This is a genomic window from Pantoea anthophila (genome assembly GCF_026104315.1).
Classification (GTDB): domain Bacteria; phylum Pseudomonadota; class Gammaproteobacteria; order Enterobacterales; family Enterobacteriaceae; genus Pantoea; species Pantoea anthophila.
The window spans coordinates 367,521-394,105 of record NZ_CP110473.1 but is presented as its reverse complement, the minus strand read 5'-3'; the positions used below and the strand labels follow the sequence as shown (position 1 = coordinate 394,105).

The window sequence follows — 26,585 nt, the reverse complement described above, 5'->3', positions numbered from 1 at the left end:
TGCCGCCCCGTTTTCCTCTCCCCCTCCTATCCCCATAATTTCTCAGACAAATTATCTTTTTTTACTTTCATAACATCTTTAAAACGTTCGAAACATAGCCTTAACGCGCCCTGAGTCGCATTTTTAGATCGCTGCCCTTTTTCCCTCAACGCAGAAGAGTAAACTGCGCGCGATCGTGCAGCCGCCCGGAAGGCAGAGGCAGAAGCCCTGATAAGCCTGGTTGTGCCTGCAGGCTGAGGTGACGACGCGCTGTGACTTTTCAGTGCGTCGTCGCATCAGTGCAACAGCCGGCCGTACGATCCCAACCTATCTCTGCTTTGCAGAACAGACACCGATTTAAGGAGCAGTAAAATGCGCGTTAACGGCCTGACCTCGCAAGACCTTGCCGCTTTGGGCATCGTGGATACCACGGAAGTGGTTTACAACCCTGATTACGACACGCTCTTTCAGGAAGAGACGCGCCCGGACCTCGAAGGTTTTGCACGTGGCACCCTGACGCAGAGCGGTGCGATTGCAGTAGACACCGGGATTTTCACCGGGCGATCGCCAAAGGATAAGTACATTGTGCGTGACGACACCACGCGCGATACCCTGTGGTGGAACGACCAGGGCACCGGCAAAAATGACAACCAGCCCCTGTCGCAGGAGACCTGGAACGCGCTGAAAAGCTGCGTCACCCGGCAGCTCTCCGGCAAGCGCCTGTTTGTCGTGGATGCCTTCTGCGGTGCCAATGCTGACTCCCGTCTGAGCGTGCGTTTCGTCACCGAAGTGGCCTGGCAGGCCCACTTCGTCAAAAATATGTTCATCCAGCCGACCGACGCTGAGCTGGCCGACTTCACGCCCGATTTTGTGGTGATGAACGGCGCGAAATGCACCAACCCGGACTGGCAGGCGCAGGGTCTGCACTCTGAGAACTTTGTCGCCTTCAACCTGACGGAGCGCATGCAGCTGATTGGTGGCACCTGGTACGGCGGCGAGATGAAGAAAGGTCTGTTCGCCATCATGAACTACCTGCTGCCGCTGAAAGGCATCGCTTCGATGCACTGCTCTGCCAACGTCGGCAAAGCGGGCGACGTGGCGGTCTTCTTTGGCCTGTCGGGCACCGGGAAAACCACCCTCTCGACCGATCCTGACCGCCAGCTGATTGGCGATGATGAACATGGCTGGGACGATGACGGCGTGTTTAACTTCGAGGGCGGCTGCTACGCCAAAACCATCAACCTCTCAGAGCAGGCTGAGCCGGAGATCTACCGCGCCATTCGCCGTAATGCGCTGCTGGAAAATGTGGTGGTGCGCGAAGATGGCAGCGTGAATTACGCCGACGGCAGCAAAACCGAAAACACCCGCGTCTCTTACCCGATCAATCACATCGACAACATCGTGCAGCCGGTCTCAAAAGCGGGCCATGCGAAGAAGGTGATTTTCCTGACCGCCGATGCGTTTGGGGTGTTGCCACCGGTTTCCCGTCTGACGCCTGAGCAGACACAGTATCATTTCCTGTCCGGTTTTACCGCCAAACTGGCCGGAACCGAGCGTGGTGTGACTGAGCCGACACCGACCTTCTCTGCCTGTTTTGGCGCCGCATTCCTGACGCTGCACCCGACGCAGTATGCCGAAGTGCTGGTGAAGCGGATGGAGGCGTCCGGTGCGCAGGCGTATCTGGTCAATACCGGCTGGAACGGCAGCGGCAAGCGCATCTCGCTGAAAAATACCCGTGCCATCATCAATGCGATCCTGGCGGGTGAACTGGATGATGCGCCGGTAGAAACCCTGCCGATCTTCAATCTGCAGATGCCGGTGACACTGGGTGAGCTGGACAGTGAGACGCTCGATCCGCGTCGCAGCTGGGAGAGTGAAGAGAAGTGGACTGCCGCCGCCGAAGGTCTGGCGCAGCGCTTTATTGATAACTTCGATAAGTACACCGATAACGCAGCCGGTGCGGCGCTGGTAAAAGCGGGCCCGCAACGCTGACGGAACGGGCGCGGCAGTCCTCCTGCCGCGCCGGTTTTATCCGCCGGAGACGCTGTTGCTGCCGTTGTTATGGCTCAGCGCCATATTTTCCGTCAACGGCAACCAGGCGCGAATACGCAATCCCCCGCGCTCGCTCTCGCCAATCTCCAGCGACCCCTGATGCGCATCAATAATACGCTGTACAATCGCCAGGCCGAGACCGGTTCCGCTGGTGCTGCGGGCACTGTCGCCGCGCACAAATGGCTGGAAGAGATGCGCCAGCTGATCGGGCTTAATACCCGGCCCGTCATCTTCCACCTGAAACCAGGCGCGATGCAGTTCCCGTCCGCTGCTGACTTTAATCCAGCCATTGCCGTATCGCGCGGCGTTGACCACCAAGTTAGCCAGTGCGCGTTTGATCGACAGCGGGTTGATATCCAGCATTAACTCTTCCGGCATCACCGCATTTTCGATCTCACGTTCGTAGCCACTCTCTGCGGCCACCACCTCGCCCAGCACGCTGTTCAGGTCGGCGCGCTCGGTCTGCATCTCCTGACCGGTGCGCAGGTAGTCGATGAACTGTTCGATGATGGCGTTGCACTCTTCGATATCTTTGTTAATCGATTCGGCCAGATAGCCATCCTGCTCGCTCATCATCTCGGTGGCGAGACGAATACGGGTCAGCGGCGTGCGCAGGTCGTGACTGACCCCCGCCATGAGCAGCGTGCGGTCATCCGCCAGCTGTTTTACCCCGGCCGCCATCTGGTTAAAGGCCCGGGTCACCGATCGGACTTCGGACGCGCCATACTCGCGCAGCGGCGGCGGAATAATCCCGCGCCCGACCTGCAGAGCGGCGTGCTCCAGATCCACCAGCGGCCGGTTCTGGATGCGGATAAACAGCCAGGCGCCGCCAATCGCCAGCAGCATTATCGCCAGGGTATAGCGGAACAGCGGCGAGAAGTCGCCCTGATGGATTTCCGTCAGGGGTACCCGCACCCAGATATCAGGCGACAGCCAGGTTTTCAGCCAGACCACAGGCGAGTTTTTGTTGACCTCAACCCGCACATCGGTGGGCCCGCCCAGCTGCTGCCCCATCTGTTCACTCAGGAATTCATAGTGCTGCGCCCAACGCAATCCGCTCTCCTCTGCTGCTGCATTGGTGTAGAGCGAGATCCCCAGTTCGCGGTAGATTTCCCGGCGAAACGCCGGAGGCACTTCCAGCTGCGTACCATCCTCCAGCTGCAGCCGGTCGGTCATCAGCATACGTACTTCGTATGCCAGCACCTTATTGAACTGCTGCAGGCTGGGAAGGATGGCAAAGTTCAGCACCACCAGATAGGTCGTGACCAGGCTGACAAACAGCAGGGTCACGATCAGCAGCAGGGTGCGCGCAAACGAACTGCGTGGCGAGAAGCGCAGTCGCCTCATGCTTTACTGCCGTCCGGCACGAAGACGTAGCCCAGACCCCAGACGGTCTGAATGTAGCGTGGATGTGCCGGGTCCTCTTCCACCATGCGACGCAGGCGGGAGATCTGAACGTCAATCGAACGCTCCATGGCACTGTATTCACGGCCACGCGCCAGGTTCATCAGCTTGTCGCGCGACAGCGGCTCACGCGGGTGGCTCACCAGGGCTTTCAGCACGGCGAACTCACCGCTGGTCAGCGGCATCGGCTCATCTTCACGGAACATCTCGCGGGTGCCGAGGTTAAGTTTGAATTTACCAAAGGCGATAATCGCCTCTTCCTGCGACGGTGCGCCTGGCAGTTCATTAGCCTGACGACGCAGCACCGCGCGGATACGCGCCAGCAGTTCACGCGGGTTAAAGGGTTTAGGAATGTAGTCGTCCGCGCCGATCTCCAGCCCGACGATACGATCGACCTCTTCGCCCTTGGCCGTCACCATAATGATAGGCATCGGGTTGCTCTGACTGCGCAGACGACGGCAGATAGAGAGGCCATCTTCACCTGGCAGCATCAGGTCGAGCACCATCAGATGAAAGGATTCACGGGTTAACAGACGATCCATCTGCTCGGCATTAGCGACACTGCGCACCTGAAAGCCCTGCTCGGTGAGATAGCGTTCAAGCAGAGCACGCAGACGCATATCATCATCGACGACCAGAATTTTGTAGTTCTCTTGCATTTTCAACTCCCAAAGGCGCTATTGCCTGAGCCAACATTGTTAAAAAAAGATGCCTTATAGTGACAGTCATTAATGGTTTATATTCTAGCCAAAATTGTTACAAAGCATATTAAACAGGAGCTTATATTTAATTTCGGGCCAATTTCGGGGCCAGGCTCACCCTTTTTACCGGCGACAGGGCAGGATACGGCAAATCTGAAAAAACGGCCCTGTTTCTCAGAATCGCTGGCGTCAGAAGCGGACCGGCATTTATTCAATGAAGAAATTCAGCGGCTTAGCAGTTAATTTGGCTTAAAACCGAGTCATCATTATGGATAAGCTCCAGATAATCTACCCTGCCCGCATCCAGACAGCATAATATTCCAGCAAAAGCGCCCGGGACGCCATCCTCATCTCGGATTAATTTCAGTGCTTATCACAGCAAGGCCAGTTGAAATTAAAGTCCGATAAATCAATCAGTAAAGCCAACTTTTCGCTTTCTCCGTTTTCAACCAGACTGCTCAGGCACCATTCGACGTCTCAACGGGGATTACACAATGAAAAAAACGATTTTACTGCTGAGCGCGCTGGCATTAGGCAGCGTCAGCCCAGGTTATGCTGCCACAGCGACCGGTGAAGCGGCCGGTGCAGCGGCAACCTCAACCGCTAAAGGTAACTCTGACGCCATTGGCGTTGGCGCAGTCGCGGCCCTGCTGGGCGTTGCGCTGGCGACCATGGGCGGCGGCGGCGGTGACGGACATGGCACCGGCACCTCGACCACCACGGCGACTCACGCCGGAAAATAAGTCTGTTTTATTGGCCAGCGTCCTGTGACTGGCTCCAGATTACGCTTCAGCAGCACCCCTTTCGCCGCCGGGGAAGTCAACGCGGGTTTTTAGCTTTAAAAACCCCTTCCCCGACTCTTTTTTGCCGCGCCCTGTTTGCCTTACACTGTTTCTCTTTTGATTTGGCTGGCCGGATTAGCATGAAAACCCGACTGATTACCCGCGAAGGCTTCGATAAGCTGAAAGCGGAACTCGACTACCTCTGGCGTGAAGAGCGACCGGAAGTGACCAAAAAGGTGACCTGGGCTGCCAGCCTTGGCGATCGCAGTGAAAATGCCGACTATCAGTACAACAAGAAACGGCTGCGGGAAATTGACCGTCGCGTTCGCTACCTGACCAAAAGTCTTGAGCAGCTGCGCATCGTTGACTACTCGCCTCAGCAGGATGGCAAAGTCTTCTTCGGTGCCTGGGTGGAAATTGAAAACGATGCGGGCGACCTCAAACGCTTCCGCATCGTGGGCTACGATGAGATTTTTGGCCGCAAGGATTACATCTCCATCGACTCGCCGATGGCGCGGGCACTGCTGAAAAAAGAGGTGGGCGATGCTGCCACCGTCGAGACGCCAGTGGGTCCGGCGCTCTGGTATGTCAACGCGATTGACTACCCGCAATAACGTTTCAGATTATGGCTGAAAGCCGCCCGCGTCTCTGGCAATTTTGACCATCAATCCGTATAACTGTCCGCTATTTCTCAACCCGGAAAGCAAGACAGTCCTGATGATGAACGTTCTGAGCCAGATAATAGCCAGTGAGCTGCAGGCGCGTCCCGAACAGGTTGACGCCGCCGTTCGCCTGCTGGATGAAGGGAATACCGTGCCGTTTATCGCACGCTATCGTAAAGAGGTCACCGGCGGGCTGGATGATACCCAACTGCGCCAGCTGGAAACCCGCCTCAGCTATCTGCGTGAACTTGAAGAGCGACGCCAGTCGATTCTGAAGTCGATTGACGAGCAGGGAAAACTCACCGACGACCTCGCCCGCGCGATCAACACCACCCTCAGCAAAACCGAGCTGGAAGATCTCTACCTGCCCTACAAACAGAAGCGCCGTACGCGTGGACAGATCGCGATTGAAGCGGGTCTTGAGCCGCTGGCGGACACCCTGTGGCAGGATCCGTCTCACACCCCTGAGCAGCTGGCTGCACAATATGTCGATGCCGACAAAGGGGTGGCTGACGTACGTGCCGCGCTGGATGGCGCCCGCTACATTCTGATGGAGCGTTTCGCTGAAGATGCGGCGCTGCTGGCGAAAGTGCGTAACTATCTGTGGAAAAATGCTCACCTGGTGTCGCGCGTGGTGGAAGGGAAAGAGGAAGCGGGCGCGAAGTTCCGTGACTACTTTGACCACCATGAAGCGCTGAGCAGCGTGCCGTCACACCGTGCACTGGCGATGCTGCGCGGCCGTAACGAAGGCGTTCTGCAACTCTCGCTGAATGCCGACCCGCAGTTTGATGAAGCGCCGCGTGAAAGCCACGGCGAAACGCTGATTGCGGAACACCTGAACCTGCGCCTGAACAACGCCCCGGCAGACAGCTGGCGTAAAGCGGTCGTGAGCTGGACATGGCGCATCAAAGTGATGCTGCATCTGGAAACCGAGCTGATGGGCACGGTGCGCGAACGCGCAGAAGATGAAGCGATCAACGTGTTTGCCCGTAACCTGCACGATCTGCTGATGGCCGCGCCCGCGGGCATGCGGGCCACCATGGGACTGGACCCGGGCCTGCGCACCGGCGTTAAGGTCGCCGTCGTTGATGCCACCGGCAAGGTGGTCGCGACTGACACCGTCTATCCGCACACCGGTCAGGCCGCGAAAGCCGCCGCCGCCGTTGCGGCCCTCTGCGTTAAGCATCAGGTGGAGCTGGTGGCGATTGGTAACGGCACCGCATCCCGCGAAACCGAGCGCTTTTTCCTCGATCTGCAGAAGCAGTTCCCGCAGGTCACGGCGCAGAAAGTGATTGTCAGTGAGGCGGGCGCGTCCGTCTACTCCGCCTCTGAACTGGCGGCGCAGGAGTTCCCGGATCTGGATGTCTCTCTGCGCGGCGCGGTGTCGATTGCCCGACGTCTGCAGGACCCGCTGGCTGAGCTGGTGAAAATCGATCCGAAATCGATCGGTGTCGGTCAGTATCAGCATGATGTCAGCCAGAGCCAGCTGGCGAAGAAACTCGACGCGGTGGTGGAAGACTGTGTGAACGCCGTCGGCGTGGATCTGAATACCGCCTCGGTGCCGCTGCTGACCCGCGTCGCGGGCCTGACGCGCATGATGGCGCAGAACATTGTCGGCTGGCGGGATGAAAATGGCCGCTTCCGCAACCGCCAGCAGCTGCTGAAAGTGAGTCGCCTGGGACCAAAAGCCTTTGAACAGTGCGCGGGCTTCCTGCGTATCAATCACGGCGATAACCCGCTCGACGCCTCCACGGTCCACCCGGAAGCCTATCCGGTGGTCGAGCGCATTCTGGCCGCTACCGAGCAGGCGCTGAGCGACCTGATGGGTAATGCGGGCAGCCTGCGCAATCTCAGCCCGCGCGATTTCATCGATGACCGTTTTGGTCTGCCGACCGTAACCGACATCATGAAAGAGCTGGAGAAGCCGGGTCGCGATCCGCGTCCTGAGTTTAAGACGGCGCAGTTTGCCGAAGGCGTCGAGACGCTGAGCGATCTGACACCGGGCCTGATTCTGGAAGGCAGCGTTACCAACGTCACCAACTTCGGGGCGTTTGTGGACATCGGCGTGCATCAGGATGGCCTGGTGCATATCTCCTCACTCTCTGACCGCTTCGTGGAAGATCCTCATCAGGTGGTAAAAGCGGGCGATATCGTCAAAGTCAAAGTGATGGAAGTCGATCTGCAGCGCAAACGTATTGCCCTGACCATGCGTCTCGATGAGCAGCCAGGCGAAGGCAATGCGCGTGGCGGCGCGAAAAATGGCGCGCCGCGTGACGAGAAACGTCCGGCTGCCGCGAAAGGCCGTCCGCGTCCGGTCAGCGCCTCTGCGGGTAACAGCGCGATGGGTGATGCCCTGGCCGCCGCGTTCGGTAAAAAACGCTAAGCTTATCAGGGGGCCGCACGCTGGCCCCCTGTTCCCGCCACTTTCCCCGGTTGAAAATCCCCGCCATAACGCTACGCTAAAAAGACGCCTGTCATAAAAACAACATCTGCTGTGGCATCCAACTCACGATGGAAACGATCACCGATCTGATTGATAAGATTTATGCCGGCACCTTTCCCCAGGCTACCCTGACGCGCCTGCTGAGTGAGATCGCCACCGCCCGCGACGCCATCAAGCTGCCGCGCAAGGCGCACTGGGACGAGCAGGATGTGGTGCTCATCACCTATGCCGATCAGTTTCGGGAAACCGGCAAGCCCACGCTCACGACCTTTTCCCGCTTCTATCAGCAGCATCTGCAATCCCTCTTTCCGCTGGTTCACCTGCTGCCTTTCTTTCCCTGGTCGTCTGACGACGGCTTTTCTGTCATTGATTACCATCAGGTTGATCCGCTGTGCGGTGACTGGCAGGATGTTGCCCGCCTGCATCAGGAAACCCGGCTGATGTTCGATTTTGTCTGCAACCATATGTCGTCGCGGAGCGCCTGGTTCCGTCACTTTCTGGCGCAGGACCCCGGCTGGGACGATTTCTTTATCAGCATGCCGCCCGCCACTGACCTCAGCGCCGTCACCCGTCCGCGAACCTCGCCGCTGCTGACCCCTTTTCAGATGGCCGATGGCGACACCCGCTTTATCTGGACCACCTTCAGCGCCGATCAGATCGACCTGAACTTTGCCAATCCTGAGGTGCTGCTGCGCATGGTCGGGGTGCTGCTTGACTACCTGATACGCGGCGCGGATTACGTGCGGCTCGATGCGGTCGGCTACATGTGGAAAACGCCCGGCACGCGCTGTATTCACCTGGAAAAAACCCATCAGCTGGTGAAGCTGTTTCGCGCGATTGCTGACCAGGTCGCCCCTGGCACGGTGATTATCACGGAGACCAACGTGCCACATCGGGACAACATCAGTTACCTGGGCAACGGCCACGATGAGGCGCAGATGGTTTATCAGTTTTCGCTGCCGCCGCTGGTGCTGCATGCGATTCATACCGGCTCGGCGCGCGCGCTGCGGCAGTGGGCCAGCTCGCTGGATCTCAGCAGCAATGACACCACCTTTTTTAACTTTCTGGCGTCCCACGATGGTATCGGCCTGAATCCGGCGCGCGGAATTTTGTCGGAGGTGGAGATCGTGGCGCTGGTGCGCGACCTGGCGCTGGAGGGTGCGCTGGTCTCCTACAAAAATAATCCGGACGGCACCACCAGCCCGTATGAAATCAACGTCACCTATCTGGATGCGTTAAACCGTGAGGCGGACGACGACGCCACGCGGCTGAAGCGTTTTTTACTGGCCCATGCCATTCTGCTGGTGTTCCCTGGCGTGCCGGCCATCTATATCCAGAGCATTGTGGGCGGGCGAAATGATTACGATGGGGTGCGTGCCGCCGGACACAACCGGGCGATTAATCGCCAGAAGTATGATCTGCAGACGATAGAAGCGGCGCTGGCGGGGGAAGAGTGGCTGCGTCAGCAGATCTATACCCGGCTCGGTCAGCTGATCCAGCTGCGCCGTCGCCAGCCTGCTTTTCATCCCGATAATCCGATGACGATCTCAGAGAGCGAAAATGCCCTGCTGGTGCTCAGACGTCATTCGCCGGACAGCAATGAAGGGTTGCTCTGCGTGTTTAATCTCAGTGGACGGCCGGTGGAGACAGTGCTACCTGAGGCACGTATGTGGCAGGATCTGATAAGCGGAGAGAAGATGGATGGCACCCAGCCGGTTAAGCTGGATGCCTGGCAGTTCATGTGGCTACGCTGATTACTTGTAGACTTCAGCGGTGGCGCTGAATTTACCGTGTTCGCGACCCGCGATCACCAGGTAGTATTTACCGCCTTTCTCGTCAGCAAGCTGAGACAGCACTTTTTTAGCATCCATTGGCGAGGTGGTTTCCGCTGTGGTGTTAACAGTGCCAATCTTCTGCAGGTTCATTGATTTAACTTCTTCTTTGGTGACTTCCTTCGCTGCCATCGCAGAAAATGAAATCGCGCCCATCATCATTGAAGCCACAACCCATTTAAAAACCTTCATTATGTTTACCCTCATTCATGATCCATTGTGAGATGTAAGCAGCCGCTAAACGCGTAAGGCAGTATGGAACGGCATAGTCATTTCCGTGACTAATCACATAAATTTGCAGCGGCCTTGCTCACAGAGAGAAGTATTGCTGCTGCCAGCGATTTTGCCAACTTAAAGCCTCATTATCCCGGCAAATCACTGATAAAGTTAATAATATGCTGACAAAAGATGTCTGGATGGGAAATAAAAGGTGCATGTGCTGCCTTGTCGATAACGACTGAAGGCGAGGCTGGCAACATTTCATCAATCTCTGCAGCAATCCGGCGCGGCACCAGCCCATCGAGTGCGCCATAGAGACGCAGGAACGGCAGCCCGATCTGCGGTAACGCGCTGCGCAGATCGACCTGACGCAGAATCTCCAGTCCGCTATCCAGCACCGCCACTTCCGGCATCGGTTGCGACAGCACCACCTCTTTCAGCTGCCGTGCATCGGCGCGCGCCGTTTCGGTGCCCAGCGTCTGCAGCGCCAGAAAGCGCTCCACCGTGCGCTGAAAATCGTTGCTGAGCATCTGCTGAAAGTTCTGCAGCGTCTCGGGTTTAATGCCGGGCCAGTGCTCTGTGGCGGTGAAACAGGGCGACGATGCAACGGTAATCAGTGCAGCCAGTTTTTCTGGCGCGGTCAGCGCCAGCTGTGTCGCCACCAATCCGCCCAGAGACCACCCCATGACGATCGCCTGTGCGGGCAGCGCAGGCAGCAGCGCCTCTGCCATCTGTGTCAGCGTCAGCGCACCCGCATCCTGACTGCGGCCATAGCCCGGCAGATCGACCAGATGCAGGCGGTAATGCGGGCTGAGTCGCGGAATAATGCTTTGCCAGACTTCGGCATTCAGCCCCCATCCGTGCAGCAGCACAAGATCGCGTTTTCCTTCTCCGCAGGTGTGCCAGTAGAGCGACGTCATCAGTTACTATCCCGAAAATGATAAGGAGGTCGCTATGCTAGCAATGCCTGCCCTGTGTTGGCTATGCCAGATGCCGTTACAGATCGCCCGTCACGGTCTGTGCAGCTTATGTCTGCGTGAATTACCGCCGCTGCCTCTGCTCTGTCCACGCTGCGGATTGCCCGCCGGGACGACGCGGGTCGCCTGTGACCGCTGCCAGCGCAAACCGCCCGCCTGGCAGGCGCTGGTCTGCGTCAATGACTATCGACCGCCGTTCAGTGAGTGGGTTAATCAGCTTAAGTTTTCTCACATAACCGCACTCAGGGTGATGCTGGCGCGGCTGCTTTTGCTAAGCTGGCTGGATGTCTGGCGGCACGGTCGTGTGGTGCGTCCCGACCTGCTGCTGCCGGTGCCGCTGCACTGGCGGCGACGCTGGCGGCGCGGCTACAACCAGAGCGCCCTGCTGGCCGCCCCGCTGGCGCACTGGCTGCGGTGCGAATGGCGTGACGGCCTCTCCCGCCAGCGAAGGGGAGCGTTGCAGCATCAGCTCACTGCCCGCCAGCGCCGCACTAACTTACGGGATGCCTTCCGCCTTGAAATGGCGGTGCAGGGTCGCCATATCGCCCTGCTGGATGACGTCATCACCACCGGCAGTACGGTCGACGAAATCAGTCGTCTGTTACTGGCGCAGGGCGCGGCCAGCGTGCAGGTCTGGTGCCTGTGCCGTACCTTGTAGAGCGTCATTGATGGGCGTATTATAACCAACTAAATTAGTCAACTATTGAGCAATCGACATGATCCGGATTACTGACTCTGCCCAGGAACATTTTTCTAAACTGCTATCCAAACAAGAAGATGGCACCCAGATTCGCGTATTCGTGATTAACCCGGGTACGCCAACTGCGGAGTGCGGCGTCTCTTACTGTCCGCCTGATGCCGTTGAAGCGACTGACACCGAGCTGAAGTTCGAAAAGCTCTCTGCGTATGTTGATGAACTGAGCAAACCTTATCTGGAAGATGCGGAAATCGACTTCGTGACCGACAATCTCGGTTCACAGCTGACGCTGAAAGCGCCGAACGCCAAAATGCGGAAAGTGTCTGACGATGCGCCGATGGTGGAGCGCGTGGAGTATCTGCTGCAGGCGCAGATCAACCCACAGCTGGCCGGTCACGGCGGACGCGTGTCACTGATGGAGATCACCGATGACGGTTACGCCATTCTGCAGTTTGGCGGCGGCTGTAACGGCTGTTCGATGATCGACGTCACGCTGAAAGATGGTATCGAGAAAGAGCTGCTGGCTGCCTTCCCGGAACTGAAAGGCGTGCGGGATATTACCGAGCATCAGCGTGGCGAACACTCCTTCTACTGATGTTAACGCACAGGATAAGAGCGCGGCAGTCAGACTGCCGCGCTCTTGTTACTTCTCTTTCCTGCCTGACTGACGCTGCTGGCTGACCACCTTCAGCAGTGCATTCACTTCACTGTCGGCAAAGATCTCCTCCAGCGTTTTGCTCAGCTTACGCCGCCAGTTGGGATATTGATCTACCGTGCCCGGCACGTTGACCGGCGTGGTCATGCCGAGCCAGTCCTCCGGTTGCAGCCCCAGCAGCGCACTGTCGGTGTCGGCCAGAAAACGGTGGATTGCCCGGTTCAGTGCAGGCGTCATCGCCAACTTCTCCGCCTTTTTCTGACTGCGAGCCGGCAGGGCCCCTACCTGATGCAGGGCATCCAGCAGCGCCTGCTTCTGCGTCGCCCGCTGCTCATGCAGTGCCTTCACCGCGTCGCCCGGATAGAGGCCCAGTTTCTCGCCCAGCGCCAGGTCGCCCTGCTCCCAGAAACCGGTGAGGGTGGGCAGATCGTGCGTGCTGGCGCTGGCAATCGACTGACGCGGATAGTCCTGCGGCGCGCGATAGCGCTGATCTTTCTCCTGCTCGAACCAGAGCACCTTCCATGAAAAGACGCCGCTTTTGCGCAGCAGGCTGACTATCGCCTCCGGCACGGTGCCCAGATCTTCGCCAATCACCATGCAACGCAGCCGGTGGCTCTCCAGCGCCAGAATCCCCAGCAGATCGTCGACCGGATAGGCGACATAAGCCCCTTTATCCGCCGTCTCTCCGGCGGGCACCCACCACAGACGCAGCAGCGACATCACATGATCGATGCGCAATGCACCGCAGTCACGCATGTTGGCTCGCAGCATGTCGATAAAGGGCTGATAGCCGCGCGCCTGCATCACATGCGGGTCCATTGGCGGCAGGCCCCAGTTCTGCCCCAGCGGACCGAGGCGGTCGGGCGGTGCGCCGACAGAGGCTTTAAGGCGGTAGAGCTCCGGGTCGTGCCAGGTTTCGGCGCTGCCTTCCGCCACGCCAACCGCCAGGTCACGGTAGAGACCCACGCTCATGCCCAGCGCCTGGCTGTGCGCCCAGCAGCCCGAGAACTGCTGCTGCGCCAGCCACTGCAGCCACTGCCAGAAGGCGATCTCCTCTTCGTGCTCCTTACACCACTGCTGCACCTCCGGCTGCTGGCTGTTGCGCCACCCTTCCGGCCACGCGGGCCAGCCCCACTGTTTTGCATTCTCAGCCCGTCGGGCCTGCTGTATGCCGTCGTAGGCCGCCTGATAACGCAGGCTGTCACCGCCTTCATGCACAAACTCAGCCCAGGATTGCTGCTCGTCGCTGGCGCGCTCGCGGGCCTGAAAGTGTGCCCAGGCGTGGCGCAGTGCGGCGAGCTTCAGCGCCATCACCGCTGCGTAATCGACATGCTCCGCCTCGCGGGCTTTAGCCAGCGCCTTCTGCGTTCTGGCACTTTTCCACCACTTCTGTGCCGCCGCGCTTTGCTGAAAATCGGCCACCTGGCTGACATCGATATAGATGATGTTCAGCCAGCGGCGTGATGACGGACTGTAAGGACTGGCGAAATCGGCGCTGGCGGGATAGAGCGCATGCAGCGGATTCAGCCCGACGAAATCGCCTCCGCGTGCGGCCAGCTGCACCAGCAGCTGGTCGAGATCACCGAAGTCACCGATGCCCCAGTTCTGTTCAGACCGTACGGTATAGAGCTGCACCAGTGCGCCCCAGCGTTTCTCTCCCGCCTCCAGCGCCGGCGGCAGATAGCAGCGGCGTGGGGCTACAATGACCCGCGTCTGCCAGCTTTTCTTCCCTTTGCTGAGCGTCAGCTGGTGATATCCCTGCGCCAGCGGCGTGGGCAACGTAAAGGGTTCGCCCGCGGTTAACTCGCCGCTGAGCAATCTGCCCTTCTCTGTCTGCAGCTGCCAGCGATAGACGCCACGGCCCTGCGGCGTCAGCTGACGTTTGCCTCTGCCGCTGAAGACGGCGACTGGCGGCAGCGGCGATTTACCCGCCTCCTGTGGATCGCCCATTACCGCCAGCAGCGCACGTTTGGTTTCGTCGCTGATCGCCTCTTTCTCGCCGTTAACGTTGATGTAATCCAGTGAAATACCCGCAGCACGGGCGGCCTGATCAAGTGAATCCTGTTTCATTGCTGCTCCTTAGCGGGGTGCCTGCCAGATACGTTGCTGATAGTCACGAATGGAACGGTCCGAACTGAACATGCCGGTCCGGGCCGTGTTGAGGATGGCGGCGCGGGTCCAGCCTTCCGGGTCGCGCCACAGGGCTTCCACCCGTTGCTGCGCCTCGATGTAAGGCTGGAAATCGGCCAGCACCAGCCAGGGATCGCCGTGTTTCGTCAGGCTCTCCAGCATCAGGTCAAACGCGTGCTTGTCCCCGTCGCTGAATTTGCCCTTCTCCAGCGCTTTCAGTAAATCATCCAGCGCCTTGTTCTGCCTGCGCACCTTTTTCGGGTTGTAGCCTTTGGCCTTCAGCGCTTTCACCTCCTCCACGGTGTGACCGAAGATAAAGATATTCTCCTCGCCCACCTGCTCAGCGATTTCGACATTGGCCCCATCCAGCGTGCCGATGGTCAGCGCACCGTTCAGCGCCAGCTTCATGTTGCCGGTGCCCGAGGCTTCATAACCGGCGGTAGAGATCTGCTCAGAGAGGTCGGCCGCCGGGATCATCATTTCGGCGACGGTGATGCGGTAGTCGGGGAGAAAAACCACTTTCAGCCGGTCACCGATGCGGGGATCGTTGTTCACCACCTCCGCCACCCGGTTAATCGCGTAGATAATGTTTTTCGCCAGGTAGTAACCCGGTGCGGCTTTTGCCCCGAACAGGAAGACCCGCGGCGTGAAGGTGACATCCTCCGGGTTATTACAGAGCTGCTGATAGCAGTAGAGGATATGCAGCAGGCTGAGGTGCTGGCGCTTGTACTCATGCAGTCGCTTGATCTGCACATCGAACAGGGCCGCCGGGTTGACGATAATCCCGGTGTGCCGGGCGATATAGTCGGTCAGCTGCACTTTGTTCTGCTGCTTGATGCTGCGATAGCGCTGACGAAACGCCGGGTCGTCGGCGTAAGGTTCCAGGCCGATCAGCGCGTCGAGATTGCTGGCCCATTCGGTTTTCAGGGTCTCATCAATCAGCCCGGCCAGCGCCGGATTGCACTGCTTCAGCCAGCGGCGCGGGGTAATGCCGTTGGTGACGTTATGGAATTTTTGCGGCCACAGCTGGTGATATTCCGGGAAGAGATCGCTGACCACCAGCCGGGAGTGCAGCGCCGCAACGCCGTTGACCGCAAACCCGCTGACAACGCAGAGATTCGCCATCCGCACCTGACCGTCCGCAATCACCGCCAGCTTATGCCACAGCGCTTTGTCATCCGGCCAGCGCTGCTTCACCACCTTTTTCAGCCGCTGATTGATCGTTTTGATGATCAGCAGATGACGCGGCAGCAGCGCGCGCATCAGCTTCTCATCCCAGCGCTCCAGCGCCTCCGGCATCAGGGTGTGGTTGGTGTAAGCAAACAGCCGGCTGGTGATCTGCCACGCCTCATCCCAGCCGAGCCGGTGCTCATCCAGCAGCACGCGCAGCATCTCCGGGATGGCGATGGTGGGATGGGTATCGTTGAGCTGAATCACTTCGAAATCGGGCAGGCTGTGAATGCTGCGTCCCGCCTGATGGTGGCGGCGCAGGATATCGGCCACCGCACAGGCGCACTGAAAATATTGCTGCATCAGGCGCAGCCGCTTGCCCGCCTGATGATTGTCGTTGGGATAGAGCACTTTGGTCAGCTTTGCCGCCTCGATGCCGGGCTGCTCCGCCTGCAGGAAGTGACCGTCATTAAACGCCGTCAGGTCAAAAGGGTGCGCACTCACCGCCTGCCACAGACGCAGCGGCAGCGTAACGCCATTGCGGTAGCCGGTGACCGGCAAATCCCAGGCTTCACCACGCAACGTAAACCCGGGCTGCCAGCGTACCTCGCCGTTCTCCTGCTTTTCGACCCGACCGCCCATCGCCACCTCCACATCCAGCGCCGCGTTGTGGCGGAACCAGGGATAGTGCTCGCGCTGCCAGTCGTCGGGCGCCTCCTTCTGCTGGCCCGCCTGAAAAGACTGGCGGAACAGGCCGTACTGGTAGTTAAGTCCGTGACCGGTGGCAGACTGACCGACCGTCGCCATCGAATCCATGTAGCAGGCAGCCAGTCGCCCCAGCCCGCCGTTGCCGAGTGCCGGATCGACCTCCTGCTCCAGCAGCGCCGTTAAATCGAACTGCTGCTCTGCCAGCGCCGCCTGCACCTCGTCATACCAGCCGAGATTAAGCAGATTGTTGCCGGTCAGCCGGCCAATCAGAAACTCCATCGAGAGATAGTTAACGTGACGCTGCTGCTGCGCCGGACGCGGGGCCGGTTGCGCGGCCAGCAGTTCCGCGAGGGCCGCACTGACCGCCTGCCACGCCTGGTGCGGGGTCATCTGCTGAGCGGAAGAGAGGCCAAGGTGTTGCCACTGGCGGGTAAAGGCGGCGTTAAAACGGGCTTTATTGAATTTCTGCTGCGGCATATCACTCCCTTCTGTTACGCAATGAGGTGAAGCAAAAATGGCAAGCGCACGGGCTGGCAGGCGGGGCCAGCAATCGTTAAGTAAAGACGGGAGTGGGGAAAAAAGCGACAGCAATCAAATAAAAACGCCAGCCCGGAGGCTGGCGTGGCAGGAATCAGCAGAGTTCGAGGTGCACCTCATGCTGCTCAATCACCTTCATGACGCTGGCGGGCGGCATCTTGTCGGTGTAGATGTAATCCAGCAGGCTCATATTGCCGAGGTTAACCATGGCGTTGCGGCCAAACTTCGAGTGATCCACAACCAGCAGCGCACAGCGGGAGTTTTCGATAATCGCGCGCTTGGTCCGCACTTCGTGATAGTCAAACTCCAGCAGCGAGCCATCCATATCGATGCCGCTGATGCCGAGAATGCCGTAATCCAGCCGGAACTGCGAAATGAAGTCGAGCGTCGCCTCTCCCATTACCGCCCCATCGCGGGTGCGCACTTCGCCCCCGGCAATAATCACCCGAAAATCGGGCTTGCCCATCAGCAGCATCGCCACGTTGAGGTTGTTCGTCACCACACGCAGATCGCTGTGGTTGAGCAGCGCATGCGCCACCGCTTCCGGCGTGGTGCCGATGTCGATAAACAGCGTGGCTCCATCCGGGATCTGGCTGGCGACCCGCTGAGCAATGCGCGCTTTCTCCGCCGACCACATCATTTTACGATCGTGCCAGGCGGTGTTCTCAGAGCTGGAGGGGAGCGCCGCGCCGCCGTGATGGCGCTGAATTTTGTTCTGATCGGCCAGATCGTTGAGATCGCGACGGATGGTCTGCGGGCTGACCTCAAAATGATCCACCAGCTCCTCAGTACTGACATATCCCTGACGACGGACCAAATCGATAATCGCGTCATGACGTTGCGTCTGCTTCACATTCCTCTCCTGTTAACCCGCAAAATCTCTTTACCGACGCGTAACGTTACGCGTATCCACCAGCGCCATCGCCAGCCCGACCAGCAGACCGGCGACGTGCGCTGCGTTGGCAATGGCCAGGCCAAAGACGCCGAACCAGCCAATCACCAGCCAGACCAGCGCAAAACCGATCAGGCCACGTTCAAGATAGACGCCGCTGTCGGGATCGCGCTCGCCGCGCAGCCAGCAGTAGCCCATCAGGGCATACACTACACCCGACAGGCCGCCAAACCAGATGCCGCTGAATTTCGCCTGCAGCCAGCCGCTGAGCAGCGCGGAAATCAGCATAATGACAAAGAGTTTGCCGCTGCCGAGCCGCTTCTCAACCGCCCCGCCCAGATACCACCACCACATCAGGTTAAACAGAATGTGCAGCAGCGAGAAGTGCAGCAGTGCATGGCTGAACCAGCGCCAGACCTGAAAATGCTGGTCATCGTCCGGCCAGGCGAGCCAGGCCATCACGGTCTGATCGCCCATCACCTGCATCAGGATAAAGACGGCGATACAGAGCACCATCACCGTCATCGTCAGCGGCCCGGCGCGCTCGCGAATGTTTGCCCAGATGTTACTGCGCTCATAGCGCAGCCCGCTGTCGGTTTTGCCGCTGTGCCAGCTGGCCGCCTGATAGCGTGGGTGATTAGGGTCATGCAGAAACTGCTGAAGTTCGTTTTCGACCACGGAAAACTGGCTCTCATCATCCAGCATGATGACATAGTGCTGGTCATGCTCAATACGCAGCGTCACGCCGCGCGTTGCCATGTAGTCCACAAACGCCTGCGCCATGCGCGGCTGATTAAATTGGGTAATGCGCATCAGTAACTCTCCGTGTGACAGGCGGCCACTTACTCACTGCCCAGGGCAACCTGCTGCGGAAAGGCCGCGCGCCAGGCATCGAAACCGCCATCAATACTGTAGGCCGCACTGAAGCCCTGCCCCAGCAGATATTGTGCTGCACTTTTACTGCTGTTGCCGTGATAGCACATTACCAGCACTGGCAGGCTGTGGTCTGCACGACTGATAAAGTCGCTGAGGGTGGTGTTGGTCAGATGCAGCGCACCCGCCGCATGGCCCATCGCAAAGCTTTGCGGATCGCGGATGTCGACCAGCAGTGCCCCCTGCGCCAGACGCGCCTGCGCCTGCTGCACATCAATACATTCGAACGTTTCCATGGGATCTCTCAAAGTCGTCACAATAGCGCGTAGTGTAACCCGAGAAGCCACGCCGATAACCTGACAATCGTTACGGGTATCTGTTTTTTTGGTGGACATAATGTTAGCTATATCACGCAAAAATGTTTTTAGCGGGTTAAAAGCTGGCGCTAATGTTGGTTTGCGACTATGATAATGCTCGAAAACGAACATTAGTGAACTATTCCGAACATCGGAGGAGATGACGTGGAAACCAAAGACCTGATCGTGATCGGCGGCGGCATCAACGGTGCCGGCATTGCAGCAGACGCTGCAGGACGCGGACTGTCGGTGTTAATGCTGGAGGCGCGGGATCTGGCTTGCGCGACCTCCTCTGCCAGCTCGAAACTGATTCACGGCGGCCTGCGCTACCTTGAACATTATGAATTCCGTCTGGTCAGCGAAGCGCTGGCTGAGCGTGAAGTCCTGCTGAAGATGGCACCGCACCTGGCCTTCCCGATGCGCTTCCGTCTGCCGCACCGTCCGCACCTGCGTCCGGCGTGGATGATCCGCACCGGCCTGTTTATGTATGACCATCTGGGCAAACGCACCAGCCTGCCAGGCAGTAAAAGCCTGCGCTTTGGCGCGGATTCGGCCCTGAAGCCAGAGATCACGCGCGGATTCGAATATTCTGACTGCTGGGTCGATGACGCCCGTATGGTCGTGCTCAACGCGCAGGAAGTGGTGAAGCGCGGCGGCGAAGTGCGGACCCGCACCCGCGTGACCCGCGCCTGGCGTGAAGGCGGCCTGTGGAAGGTGGAAGCGGAAGATGTCGACAGCGGCAAAACCTACACCTGGCAGGCGAAAGGCCTGGTCAACGCTGCAGGCCCGTGGGTTAAGCAGCTGTTTGACGACAGCCTAAAGCTCAAATCCCCTTACGGTATCCGCCTGATTAAAGGCAGCCACATCGTGGTGCCGCGCGTGCACACCGAAAAGCAGGCTTACATCCTGCAGAACGAAGATAACCGCATCGTGTTTGTGATTCCGTGGATGGATGAGTTCTCCATCATCGGCACCACCGACGTGGAGTACAAAGGCGATCCGAAAAGCGTCAACATTGATGACAGCGAAACCGACTATCTGCTGAAGGTGTTCAACGCCCACTTCAAAAAGCAGCTGACCGCTGACGATATCGTCTGGTCTTACTCCGGTGTGCGTCCTCTGTGTGATGACGAATCGGACTCACCGCAGGCGATCACCCGCGATTACACGCTGGATGTCCGTGATGACAACGGCCAGGCGCCGCTGCTGTCGGTGTTTGGCGGCAAGCTGACCACCTATCGCAAGCTGGCCGAGCACGCGCTGGAAAAACTGGCGAAGTACTATCCGAACGCCGGTCCGGCCTGGACGAAGAACTGCGTGTTGCCGGGCGGGAACATCTCCGGCACCCGTGAGGATTATGCGGCCAGCCTGCGTCGTCGCTATCCGTTCATCAGTGAAAACATGGCGCGTCACTTCTCACGCACCTACGGCAGCAGCACTGAAACCCTGTTAGCCGGGGCGAAAAGCCTGAACGATCTGGGTGAGAACTTCGGTCACGAGTTTTACGAGGCGGAGCTGCGCTACCTGGTGCAGCATGAGTGGGTTCGCGAGCTGGATGATGCTATCTGGCGTCGTACCAAACAGGGTATGTGGCTGACGAAAGAGCAGCAGGCCCGCGTGGCAGAGTGGCTGGCTGCGAAAGCAAAACCGGCACTCTCGCTGGCCTCTTAAGCAGGCCGCAGTAAGCAGAAAGCAGGCTCCGGCCTGCTTTTTTTATGGGTGGCTGAACGCGAACTTAACCGGTTAAACCGTGCCGCAGCCCTTTCCCCTCGCACGCTCTCCTCCTGTCACCCTGCCGTTTCCCCCTTCCCCGCCTGCCTGCAGCGCCTCGGATTTCGCCTGCCGCCAGGCCGCTCACCATCGTTACCTTAAATCTAACGTTTCGCTTTTTTGCTTAATTGAACGCCGTATGCAGAACGCGCAGACTTTGTTCAGCAAAAACGTCAGTACCGCGATTCTAATCAGGAGGTTGAAATGAACACAGGCCAAACGCCTGCCCGGGAGTGGAACACACGCCGCAGTGAAAAAGCGCGTCGTATGGCCGCCTTCCCCCTCGATGGCAAAGTCATTCCTGTTGAACGAGCCACAGAAGCCCTCGAACACTTAATTGCCCCAGGCGATCGCGTGGTGCTGGAGGGGAATAACCAGAAACAGGCTGACTTCTTATCCCGCACCCTGGCGCAGGTAAATCCGGCAAAGATTCACGACCTGCACATGATTATGCCCAGCGTCGGCCGCAGTGAGCATCTCGATATTTTTGAAAAAGGCATTGCCCGCAAACTCGACTTCTCTTTTTCCGGTCCGCAGAGTCTGCGCATGTCGCAGCTGCTGCAGGATGGCCAGCTGGAAATCGGCGCTATCCACACCTATATCGAACTCTACTCCCGCCTCTATGTTGACCTCTGCCCGAATGTGGCGCTGATTGCCGGTTACAAAGCTGACCGCAAAGGCAACCTCTACACCGGTCCGGGCACCGAAGATACCCCGGCGCTGGTGGAAGCCGCCGCGTTCCGTGACGGTATCGTGATAGCCCAGGTCAATGAACTGGTCGATGACGAAACCGACCTGCCGCGCGTCGATATTCCCGGCTCCTGGATCGACTACATTGTCGTTGCTGACAAACCGTTCTTTATCGAACCGCTGTTTACCCGCGATCCGCGCCTGATTAAGCAGGAACATATCCTGATGGCGATGATGGCGATTAAGGGCATCTACGCCGAACACCAGGTGCAGTCACTCAACCACGGCATCGGTTTTAACACCGCCGCGATTGAGCTGCTGCTGCCCACCTACGGCGAACAGCTCGGCCTGAAAGGCAAAATCTGTAAACACTGGGCGCTGAACCCGCATCCGACGCTGATCCCGGCCATTGAGAGTGGCTGGGTGGAGAGCGTGCACTGCTTCGGCGGCGAGCTGGGGATGGAAGAGTATATCCGCGCCCGTCCCGACATCTTCTTTACCGGCAGCGACGGCTCGATGCGCTCTAACCGCGCCTTCTGTCAGCTGGCCGGCCAGTACGCAGTCGACATGTTTATCGGGGCCACCCTGCAGGTTGACGGGCTGGCCAACTCCTCGACCGTGACCCGTGGCCGCCTCTCCGGCTTTGGTGGCGCCCCGAATATGGGCCACGATCCGCACGGCCGCCGTCACGCGACCCCCGCCTGGCTGAATATGATCACCGAGCCAGACCCGATGCAGCGCGGGAAAAAACTGGTGGTGCAGATGGTCGAGACCTTCCAGGCCGGCGCAAAACCCACCTTCGTTGAAACCCTTGATGCGGTTGATGTTGCCAAAACCTCGGGTATGCCGCTGGCTCCGGTGATGATCTACGGCGATGACGTGACTCATGTGCTGACCGAGGAAGGTATCGCCTATCTCTATCGCGCAGAGAGCCTCGAAGAGCGTCGCGCTATGGTCGCCGCAGTAGCGGGCATTACCGACATCGGTCTGGGTGTGGATGCGGCACGCGTCGCGGCCCTGCGTAAAAGCGGCAAAGTGGTCTACCCGGAAGATATGGGCATCCGCCGTTCCGACGCCACCCGTTCACTGCTGGCTGCGGGCAGCGTGGCTGACCTGGTCGAATGGTCCGGTGGTCTGTACAACCCGCCTGCTAAATTCCGGAGCTGGTAAATGAAACTCCTGTCCCAGACTCAAGCCGAGGCGCAGTCCAGCCTGCTGGCGACGATGGCGCGCGATTGCCTGATCGATGAAGCACGTCTGAGCCCTAAGCCGGGTCTGGTCGACAGTCGGGGTAACGGCGCGCATCAGGATCTGACGCTGGCGCTGATGGAGCGCTCCGCTCACAGCCTGGCACCGACCTTTCTGGCGCTGGCCCGTCACAGCTGGCTGCGTCCCGCCGATATCGCCCTGCGCGAAACGGTCGGGCGTCTGGGCCGTGACGGCGAGCAGCAGATGATGGCGGCCACCGGTGGCGTGAATACCCATCGGGGAGCGATCTGGGCGCTGGGCTTACTGGTAAGTGCCGCCGCCATGCATGGCGGTGCTGCCAGTGCCGATCAGCTGACCCGCACCGCCGCCGCCCTGGCCAGCCTGCCCGACCGGGTAGCGCCGAAACTGTTCAGCAAAGGGTTAAAAGCGACGCACCGCTATCGGGTGCCCGGCGCACGCGAAGAGGCGCAACAGGCGTTTCCTCACGTGATGAAGCTGGCGCTGCCGCAGCTGCTGATCAGCCGGGCGGTGGGGGCCAGCGAAAGCGAAGCCCGCCTGGATGCGCTGATGGCGATCATGACCTCACTCAGCGATACCTGCGTGCTGTCACGGGCAGGGATGGCGGGGCTGACGGCGATGCAGCACGGGGCACAGGCCGTACTGCTGGCGGGCGGCTGCCGCACCGCAGGCGGAAAGCTGGCGCTGGCGCAGCTTGATCGCCGGATGCTGGCGCTCAACGCCTCGCCGGGCGGAGCCGCCGATTTGCTCGCGGCGACGCTGTTTATCGATCGGGTCTGTTCGCCTGAACACACATATTTTTAGAGGCCATTATGGAACACATCACATTATCTTTACCCGCTAACCGCCTGCTCAGTGGCAGAGCGCTGGCCGGAGTCGTGGGTTCCGGTGATATGGAAGTACTGTACACCGCAACCCAGGGCGACACGCTGAACGTTGATATCACCACCTCACTGGATAACAGCGACGCCCGCTGGAAGGCGCTGTTTGACCGCCTGAATTTGATCAACGGCCTGCCGGCCGGCGAACTGATTATTCACGATTTCGGTGCCACACCCGGTGTGGCTCGTATCCGTCTTGAACAGGTTTTTGAAGAGGTGAGCCATGCGTAACGACGCCAGTTTTATTGAATTACGGGCGCGTGAACGCGCCCGTACGCTGCTGGATGCCGGCAGCTATCGCGAACTGCTGGATCCCTTTGAGGGCATTATGTCGCCATGGCTGGCCCCGCAGGGCGTGGTGCCGCAGTCCGATGATGGCATGGTCGTGGCACGCGGCATGCTGAACGGTCAGCCTGCGGTGGTTATCGCCATCGAAGGCACCTTCCAGGGCGGCAGCATGGGCGAAGTCTCCGGGGCGAAAATGGCGGCGGCGCTGGAGCTGGCGGCGGAAGACAACCGCAACGGCATTCCGACGCAGGCGGTGCTCTGCCTGGAAACGGGTGGCGTGCGCTTACAGGAAGCGAATCTTGGCCTGGCGGCGATTGCGGATATTCATGCCGCGATTGTCGATCTGCGTCGCTACACCCCGGTGATCGGCATCATCAGCGGCACCGTTGGCTGCTTCGGCGGGATGTCGATTGCCGCCGCGCTGTGCAGCTACCTGATCGTGACACGGGAAGCGCGCCTGGGCCTGAACGGCCCACAGGTCATTGAGCAGGAGGCGGGCATTGAAGAGTATGACTCGCGCGATCGGCCCTTTATCTGGAGCATGACCGGGGGCGAAATCCGCTACGCCAGTGGACTGGTGGATGCGCTGGTGGATGACGGCATCAACGCGGTAAAAACCGCGATGCATGACTTCATTGCCAGAGGCGTACCGGCGCAGCACCGCAGCGACAACTATGCCGACTTCCTGTCACGTCTGACGCGGTTCGACACCCGCCAGCAGGCGGACACCGCCCAGATCAAACAGCTTTTCGCCCGGGAGGAGAAATAATGACCCAGACAAGCAGCCGCGGTGCAACCTGGCTGGAAAAACTCGCACCTCATGCACAGCGTCTCAGTGGCCTGTGCGCCTCTGTTCAGGTGGCTGACGGCCAGCTGAATGGCGAAAACGTCCGCTTCATCGCCGTGGTGCCCGATGCACAGAACCACTATCCGCGCGCCGCGCAGGGGGAAGTGGGTCTGCTGGAGGGCTGGACGCTGGCAAAAGTGGTGAATGAAACGCGGGAAGAGGATAAAAACAGCGCCGTGAAACGCCCGATTGTGGCGGTCATCGATGTGCCGAGTCAGGCCTATGGTCGTCGTGAAGAGGCATTTGGTATTCATCAGGCGCTGGCGGGCGCAGCGGGAGCCTATGCTAACGCGCGCCTGGCCGGCCATCCGGTCATCGGGCTGATTGTCGGCAAGGCGATGTCCGGTGCGTTCCTGGCACACGGCTATCAGGCTAACCGCCTGATTGCGCTTAACGATCAGGGCGTGCTGGTTCACGCCATGGGCAAAGCATCGGCGGCGCGTATCACGCTGCGTTCGGTGGAGTCGCTGGAGAAACTGGCCGCCACCATCCCCCCCATGGCCTATGACGTGAGCAACTTCGCCACGCTGGGTCTGCTCTCCGATCTGCTGAACGTGGGCAATCCCGATGCGCCGTCTGATGCCGACGTGGCGATGGTGGAAATCGCGCTGCACAAGGCGATCGGCGATGCCCGTCAGGACCCGAGCCTGAAAAACCGTCTGGGTGCCTCCAACCGTCACAGCTCTTCCCTGGTGCGCGAGCGTATGCGCGCGACCTGGTAAACCGATAAAAAAAATAAACCTGCCGAATCCGGTCTGACGGGGCGTGTCACAGCGCCCCGGCGCAGTGGCCGTGTTCAGAATTATAAACATCGCTGTTTTTTGGAAAATTCTTTCTTAATAACAGGTGATTTATGATTTATATAATTGTGCATGCCCTTGCGCCTATCTTTGTCATTATGCTGCTGGGTTTCTGGGCCGGTAAGTGCGGAATGGTCAATAACAAAGACGTTTCGCTGCTGAATATTTTCGTGATGGATTTTGCGCTGCCCGCCGCGCTGTTCAGCGCCACGGTGCAGACACCCTGGTCGGGGATTGTGGCGCAGTCGCCGCTGATTGTGGTCCTGACCGGGGCGATGTGGATCACCTATGCGGCGATCTATTTCCTGGCCACCGGCGTATTTAAAAAGTCGCCACAGGATGCGGCGGTGCTGACGCTGACCGTCGCCTTACCCAATTACGCGGCGCTGGGCCTGCCGATTCTGGGCAGCGTGCTGGGCGAAGGCTCATCCACCTCGCTCTCTGTCGCTGTCTCTATCGCCTGCGGTTCGGTGCTGATGACGCCCTTCTGCCTGCTGATTCTGGAGCGGGAAAAAGCGCGCAGTGCGGGTGAGAATGTGGGGTCGACGCTGACCATGCTGCCGGTGCTCATGTGGCGCTCCGTTAAAAAACCGATCGTCTGGGGTCCGCTGCTGGGCGTGGTGCTTTCTGCGCTGGGCGTCAGAATGCCGGAGCTGGTGCTTTCGGCTATTAAGCCGCTGGGCCTGGCCGCCACCGCGGCGGCGCTGTTCCTGACCGGTGTGATCCTTTCTGCCCGTCAGCTGAAACTCAACGCCGTCGTGGGCGTCGGTACGGTGGCGAAACTGCTGATTCAGCCCGTGATTGCCTGGGGGCTGGTGCTGGCACTGGGGCTGAACGGCCCGGTGGCGATCACCGCGATCCTGATGATTGCGCTGTCGGCCGGTTTCTTTGGCGTGGTGTTCGGCAACCGCTTTGGCGTTCAGTCGCCCGATGCTGAAGCCGTGCTGCTGTTAAGTTCGGTGCTCTCTGTTCTGTCGTTGCCCCTGTTCATTACGCTGACATCAGGAATGTAA

23 protein-coding genes are annotated in these 26,585 nt (G+C 59.3%); 14 read left to right on the top strand and 9 right to left on the bottom strand.

Features of this window, described 5'->3' with window-relative positions:
• Positions 1–351: 351 nt before the first annotated feature.
• A complete protein-coding gene (gene pckA, locus OJ965_RS04345) occupies positions 352–1,971 on the top strand; it encodes a phosphoenolpyruvate carboxykinase (ATP) (RefSeq protein ID WP_265137955.1) in 1,620 nt (539 codons plus the stop codon).
• A 36-nt stretch (positions 1,972–2,007) separates the two neighbouring features.
• Here the strand turns inward: pckA and envZ are convergent, their stop codons facing one another.
• On the bottom strand, positions 2,008–3,378 hold the full coding sequence (envZ, locus tag OJ965_RS04340) for a two-component system sensor histidine kinase EnvZ (RefSeq protein WP_009087704.1): 1,371 nt from the start codon (positions 3,376–3,378) through the stop codon (positions 2,008–2,010).
• Entirely contained in the window at positions 3,375–4,094 is a 720-nt protein-coding gene (gene ompR / locus OJ965_RS04335; RefSeq protein ID WP_003853014.1) for an osmolarity response regulator transcription factor OmpR, read from the bottom strand. The genes envZ and ompR overlap by 4 nt, the downstream gene beginning before the upstream one ends.
• A 536-nt stretch (positions 4,095–4,630) precedes the next feature.
• On the opposite strand from ompR, the gene yjbE reads away from it, so the two are divergent.
• From yjbE to OJ965_RS04315, 4 genes are all read left to right on the top strand, one after another.
• Positions 4,631–4,879: an exopolysaccharide production protein YjbE gene (gene yjbE, locus OJ965_RS04330; RefSeq protein WP_009087705.1), complete on the top strand. Its 249-nt coding sequence runs from the start codon at positions 4,631–4,633 to the stop codon at positions 4,877–4,879.
• Between the two features lie 179 nt (positions 4,880–5,058).
• Positions 5,059–5,532: a transcription elongation factor GreB gene (gene greB, locus OJ965_RS04325; RefSeq protein WP_009087707.1), complete on the top strand. Its 474-nt coding sequence runs from the start codon at positions 5,059–5,061 to the stop codon at positions 5,530–5,532.
• Between the two features lie 103 nt (positions 5,533–5,635).
• Positions 5,636–7,963, top strand: a complete 2,328-nt coding sequence (locus tag OJ965_RS04320; protein WP_140029822.1) for a Tex family protein — start codon at positions 5,636–5,638, stop codon at positions 7,961–7,963.
• 128 nt (positions 7,964–8,091) lie between these two features.
• On the top strand, positions 8,092–9,777 hold the full coding sequence (locus tag OJ965_RS04315) for an alpha-amylase family glycosyl hydrolase (RefSeq protein WP_265137947.1): 1,686 nt from the start codon (positions 8,092–8,094) through the stop codon (positions 9,775–9,777).
• Here OJ965_RS04315 and OJ965_RS04310 read toward each other — a convergent pair whose 3' ends face one another.
• On the bottom strand, positions 9,778–10,047 hold the full coding sequence (locus tag OJ965_RS04310; protein WP_009087712.1) for a YdgH/BhsA/McbA-like domain containing protein: 270 nt from the start codon (positions 10,045–10,047) through the stop codon (positions 9,778–9,780).
• Positions 10,048–10,217: 170 nt separating this feature from the next.
• Entirely contained in the window at positions 10,218–10,994 is a 777-nt protein-coding gene (bioH, locus tag OJ965_RS04305; protein ID WP_046100728.1) for a pimeloyl-ACP methyl ester esterase BioH, read from the bottom strand.
• Positions 10,995–11,028: 34 nt separating this feature from the next.
• Between bioH and gntX the strand changes: the two genes are divergently transcribed.
• Both gntX and nfuA read left to right on the top strand, forming a co-directional pair.
• On the top strand, positions 11,029–11,709 hold the full coding sequence (gene gntX, locus OJ965_RS04300; RefSeq protein WP_167432091.1) for a DNA utilization protein GntX: 681 nt from the start codon (positions 11,029–11,031) through the stop codon (positions 11,707–11,709).
• A gap of 58 nt (positions 11,710–11,767) precedes the next feature.
• Positions 11,768–12,343 (top strand): Fe-S biogenesis protein NfuA, encoded by a 576-nt coding sequence (gene nfuA / locus OJ965_RS04295; RefSeq protein ID WP_009087718.1) that lies wholly within the window; start codon positions 11,768–11,770, stop codon positions 12,341–12,343.
• 48 nt (positions 12,344–12,391) lie between these two features.
• Here the strand turns inward: nfuA and malQ are convergent, their stop codons facing one another.
• The 5 genes from malQ to glpE all read right to left on the bottom strand — a co-directional run bounded on the left by malQ (position 12,392) and on the right by glpE (position 19,009).
• Positions 12,392–14,473 carry a 4-alpha-glucanotransferase gene (gene malQ, locus OJ965_RS04290; protein WP_265137940.1) on the bottom strand — a complete coding sequence of 694 codons (2,082 nt, stop codon included), beginning with the start codon at positions 14,471–14,473 and terminating at the stop codon, positions 12,392–12,394.
• A 9-nt stretch (positions 14,474–14,482) separates the two neighbouring features.
• Positions 14,483–16,888 (bottom strand): maltodextrin phosphorylase, encoded by a 2,406-nt coding sequence (gene malP, locus OJ965_RS04285; RefSeq protein WP_265137938.1) that lies wholly within the window; start codon positions 16,886–16,888, stop codon positions 14,483–14,485.
• 154 nt (positions 16,889–17,042) lie between these two features.
• On the bottom strand, positions 17,043–17,801 hold the full coding sequence (locus OJ965_RS04280) for a DeoR/GlpR family transcriptional regulator (protein ID WP_009087722.1): 759 nt from the start codon (positions 17,799–17,801) through the stop codon (positions 17,043–17,045).
• 30 nt (positions 17,802–17,831) lie between these two features.
• On the bottom strand, positions 17,832–18,653 hold the full coding sequence (gene glpG, locus OJ965_RS04275; protein ID WP_009087724.1) for a rhomboid family intramembrane serine protease GlpG: 822 nt from the start codon (positions 18,651–18,653) through the stop codon (positions 17,832–17,834).
• A gap of 29 nt (positions 18,654–18,682) precedes the next feature.
• On the bottom strand, positions 18,683–19,009 hold the full coding sequence (glpE, locus tag OJ965_RS04270; protein ID WP_265137932.1) for a thiosulfate sulfurtransferase GlpE: 327 nt from the start codon (positions 19,007–19,009) through the stop codon (positions 18,683–18,685).
• Between the two features lie 225 nt (positions 19,010–19,234).
• Here glpE and glpD point away from each other — a divergent pair, with 225 nt between their 5' ends.
• The 7 genes from glpD (at position 19,235) to OJ965_RS04235 (ending at position 26,585) form a co-directional block, all read left to right on the top strand.
• Complete coding sequence (gene glpD, locus OJ965_RS04265) at positions 19,235–20,740, top strand: glycerol-3-phosphate dehydrogenase (RefSeq protein WP_058956980.1); 1,506 nt, start codon at positions 19,235–19,237, stop codon at positions 20,738–20,740.
• A gap of 303 nt (positions 20,741–21,043) precedes the next feature.
• On the top strand, positions 21,044–22,699 hold the full coding sequence (gene mdcA, locus OJ965_RS04260) for a malonate decarboxylase subunit alpha (protein ID WP_265137929.1): 1,656 nt from the start codon (positions 21,044–21,046) through the stop codon (positions 22,697–22,699).
• Positions 22,700–23,560: a triphosphoribosyl-dephospho-CoA synthase gene (locus OJ965_RS04255; RefSeq protein WP_265137927.1), complete on the top strand. Its 861-nt coding sequence runs from the start codon at positions 22,700–22,702 to the stop codon at positions 23,558–23,560.
• An 8-nt stretch (positions 23,561–23,568) separates the two neighbouring features.
• Positions 23,569–23,868, top strand: a complete 300-nt coding sequence (gene mdcC / locus OJ965_RS04250) for a malonate decarboxylase acyl carrier protein (RefSeq protein WP_009087734.1) — start codon at positions 23,569–23,571, stop codon at positions 23,866–23,868.
• Complete coding sequence (locus OJ965_RS04245) at positions 23,861–24,694, top strand: biotin-independent malonate decarboxylase subunit beta (RefSeq protein ID WP_265137925.1); 834 nt, start codon at positions 23,861–23,863, stop codon at positions 24,692–24,694. The genes mdcC and OJ965_RS04245 overlap by 8 nt, the downstream gene beginning before the upstream one ends.
• Complete coding sequence (gene mdcE, locus OJ965_RS04240) at positions 24,694–25,494, top strand: biotin-independent malonate decarboxylase subunit gamma (RefSeq protein ID WP_009087737.1); 801 nt, start codon at positions 24,694–24,696, stop codon at positions 25,492–25,494. Before OJ965_RS04245 ends, mdcE begins: the two co-directional genes overlap by 1 nt.
• A gap of 131 nt (positions 25,495–25,625) precedes the next feature.
• Positions 25,626–26,585, top strand: coding sequence for an AEC family transporter (locus OJ965_RS04235; RefSeq protein ID WP_150030095.1), 960 nt, complete (start codon positions 25,626–25,628; stop codon positions 26,583–26,585).

What these genes read in the sequence shown, in the direction of transcription:
- pckA (WP_265137955.1), top strand. Translation starts at nt 352, where the DNA reads ATGCGCGTTAACGGCCTGACCTCGCAAGACCTTGCCGCTTTGGGCATC.
- envZ (WP_009087704.1), bottom strand. Translation starts at nt 3,378, where the DNA reads ATGAGGCGACTGCGCTTCTCGCCACGCAGTTCGTTTGCGCGCACCCTG.
- ompR (WP_003853014.1), bottom strand. Translation starts at nt 4,094, where the DNA reads ATGCAAGAGAACTACAAAATTCTGGTCGTCGATGATGATATGCGTCTG.
- yjbE (WP_009087705.1), top strand. Translation starts at nt 4,631, where the DNA reads ATGAAAAAAACGATTTTACTGCTGAGCGCGCTGGCATTAGGCAGCGTC.
- greB (WP_009087707.1), top strand. Translation starts at nt 5,059, where the DNA reads ATGAAAACCCGACTGATTACCCGCGAAGGCTTCGATAAGCTGAAAGCG.
- OJ965_RS04320 (WP_140029822.1), top strand. Translation starts at nt 5,636, where the DNA reads ATGATGAACGTTCTGAGCCAGATAATAGCCAGTGAGCTGCAGGCGCGT.
- OJ965_RS04315 (WP_265137947.1), top strand. Translation starts at nt 8,092, where the DNA reads ATGGAAACGATCACCGATCTGATTGATAAGATTTATGCCGGCACCTTT.
- OJ965_RS04310 (WP_009087712.1), bottom strand. Translation starts at nt 10,047, where the DNA reads ATGAAGGTTTTTAAATGGGTTGTGGCTTCAATGATGATGGGCGCGATT.
- bioH (WP_046100728.1), bottom strand. Translation starts at nt 10,994, where the DNA reads ATGACGTCGCTCTACTGGCACACCTGCGGAGAAGGAAAACGCGATCTT.
- gntX (WP_167432091.1), top strand. Translation starts at nt 11,029, where the DNA reads ATGCTAGCAATGCCTGCCCTGTGTTGGCTATGCCAGATGCCGTTACAG.
- nfuA (WP_009087718.1), top strand. Translation starts at nt 11,768, where the DNA reads ATGATCCGGATTACTGACTCTGCCCAGGAACATTTTTCTAAACTGCTA.
- malQ (WP_265137940.1), bottom strand. Translation starts at nt 14,473, where the DNA reads ATGAAACAGGATTCACTTGATCAGGCCGCCCGTGCTGCGGGTATTTCA.
- malP (WP_265137938.1), bottom strand. Translation starts at nt 16,888, where the DNA reads ATGCCGCAGCAGAAATTCAATAAAGCCCGTTTTAACGCCGCCTTTACC.
- glpG (WP_009087724.1), bottom strand. Translation starts at nt 18,653, where the DNA reads ATGCGCATTACCCAATTTAATCAGCCGCGCATGGCGCAGGCGTTTGTG.
- glpE (WP_265137932.1), bottom strand. Translation starts at nt 19,009, where the DNA reads ATGGAAACGTTCGAATGTATTGATGTGCAGCAGGCGCAGGCGCGTCTG.
- mdcA (WP_265137929.1), top strand. Translation starts at nt 21,044, where the DNA reads ATGAACACAGGCCAAACGCCTGCCCGGGAGTGGAACACACGCCGCAGT.
- OJ965_RS04255 (WP_265137927.1), top strand. Translation starts at nt 22,700, where the DNA reads ATGAAACTCCTGTCCCAGACTCAAGCCGAGGCGCAGTCCAGCCTGCTG.
- mdcC (WP_009087734.1), top strand. Translation starts at nt 23,569, where the DNA reads ATGGAACACATCACATTATCTTTACCCGCTAACCGCCTGCTCAGTGGC.
- OJ965_RS04245 (WP_265137925.1), top strand. Translation starts at nt 23,861, where the DNA reads ATGCGTAACGACGCCAGTTTTATTGAATTACGGGCGCGTGAACGCGCC.
- mdcE (WP_009087737.1), top strand. Translation starts at nt 24,694, where the DNA reads ATGACCCAGACAAGCAGCCGCGGTGCAACCTGGCTGGAAAAACTCGCA.
- OJ965_RS04235 (WP_150030095.1), top strand. Translation starts at nt 25,626, where the DNA reads ATGATTTATATAATTGTGCATGCCCTTGCGCCTATCTTTGTCATTATG.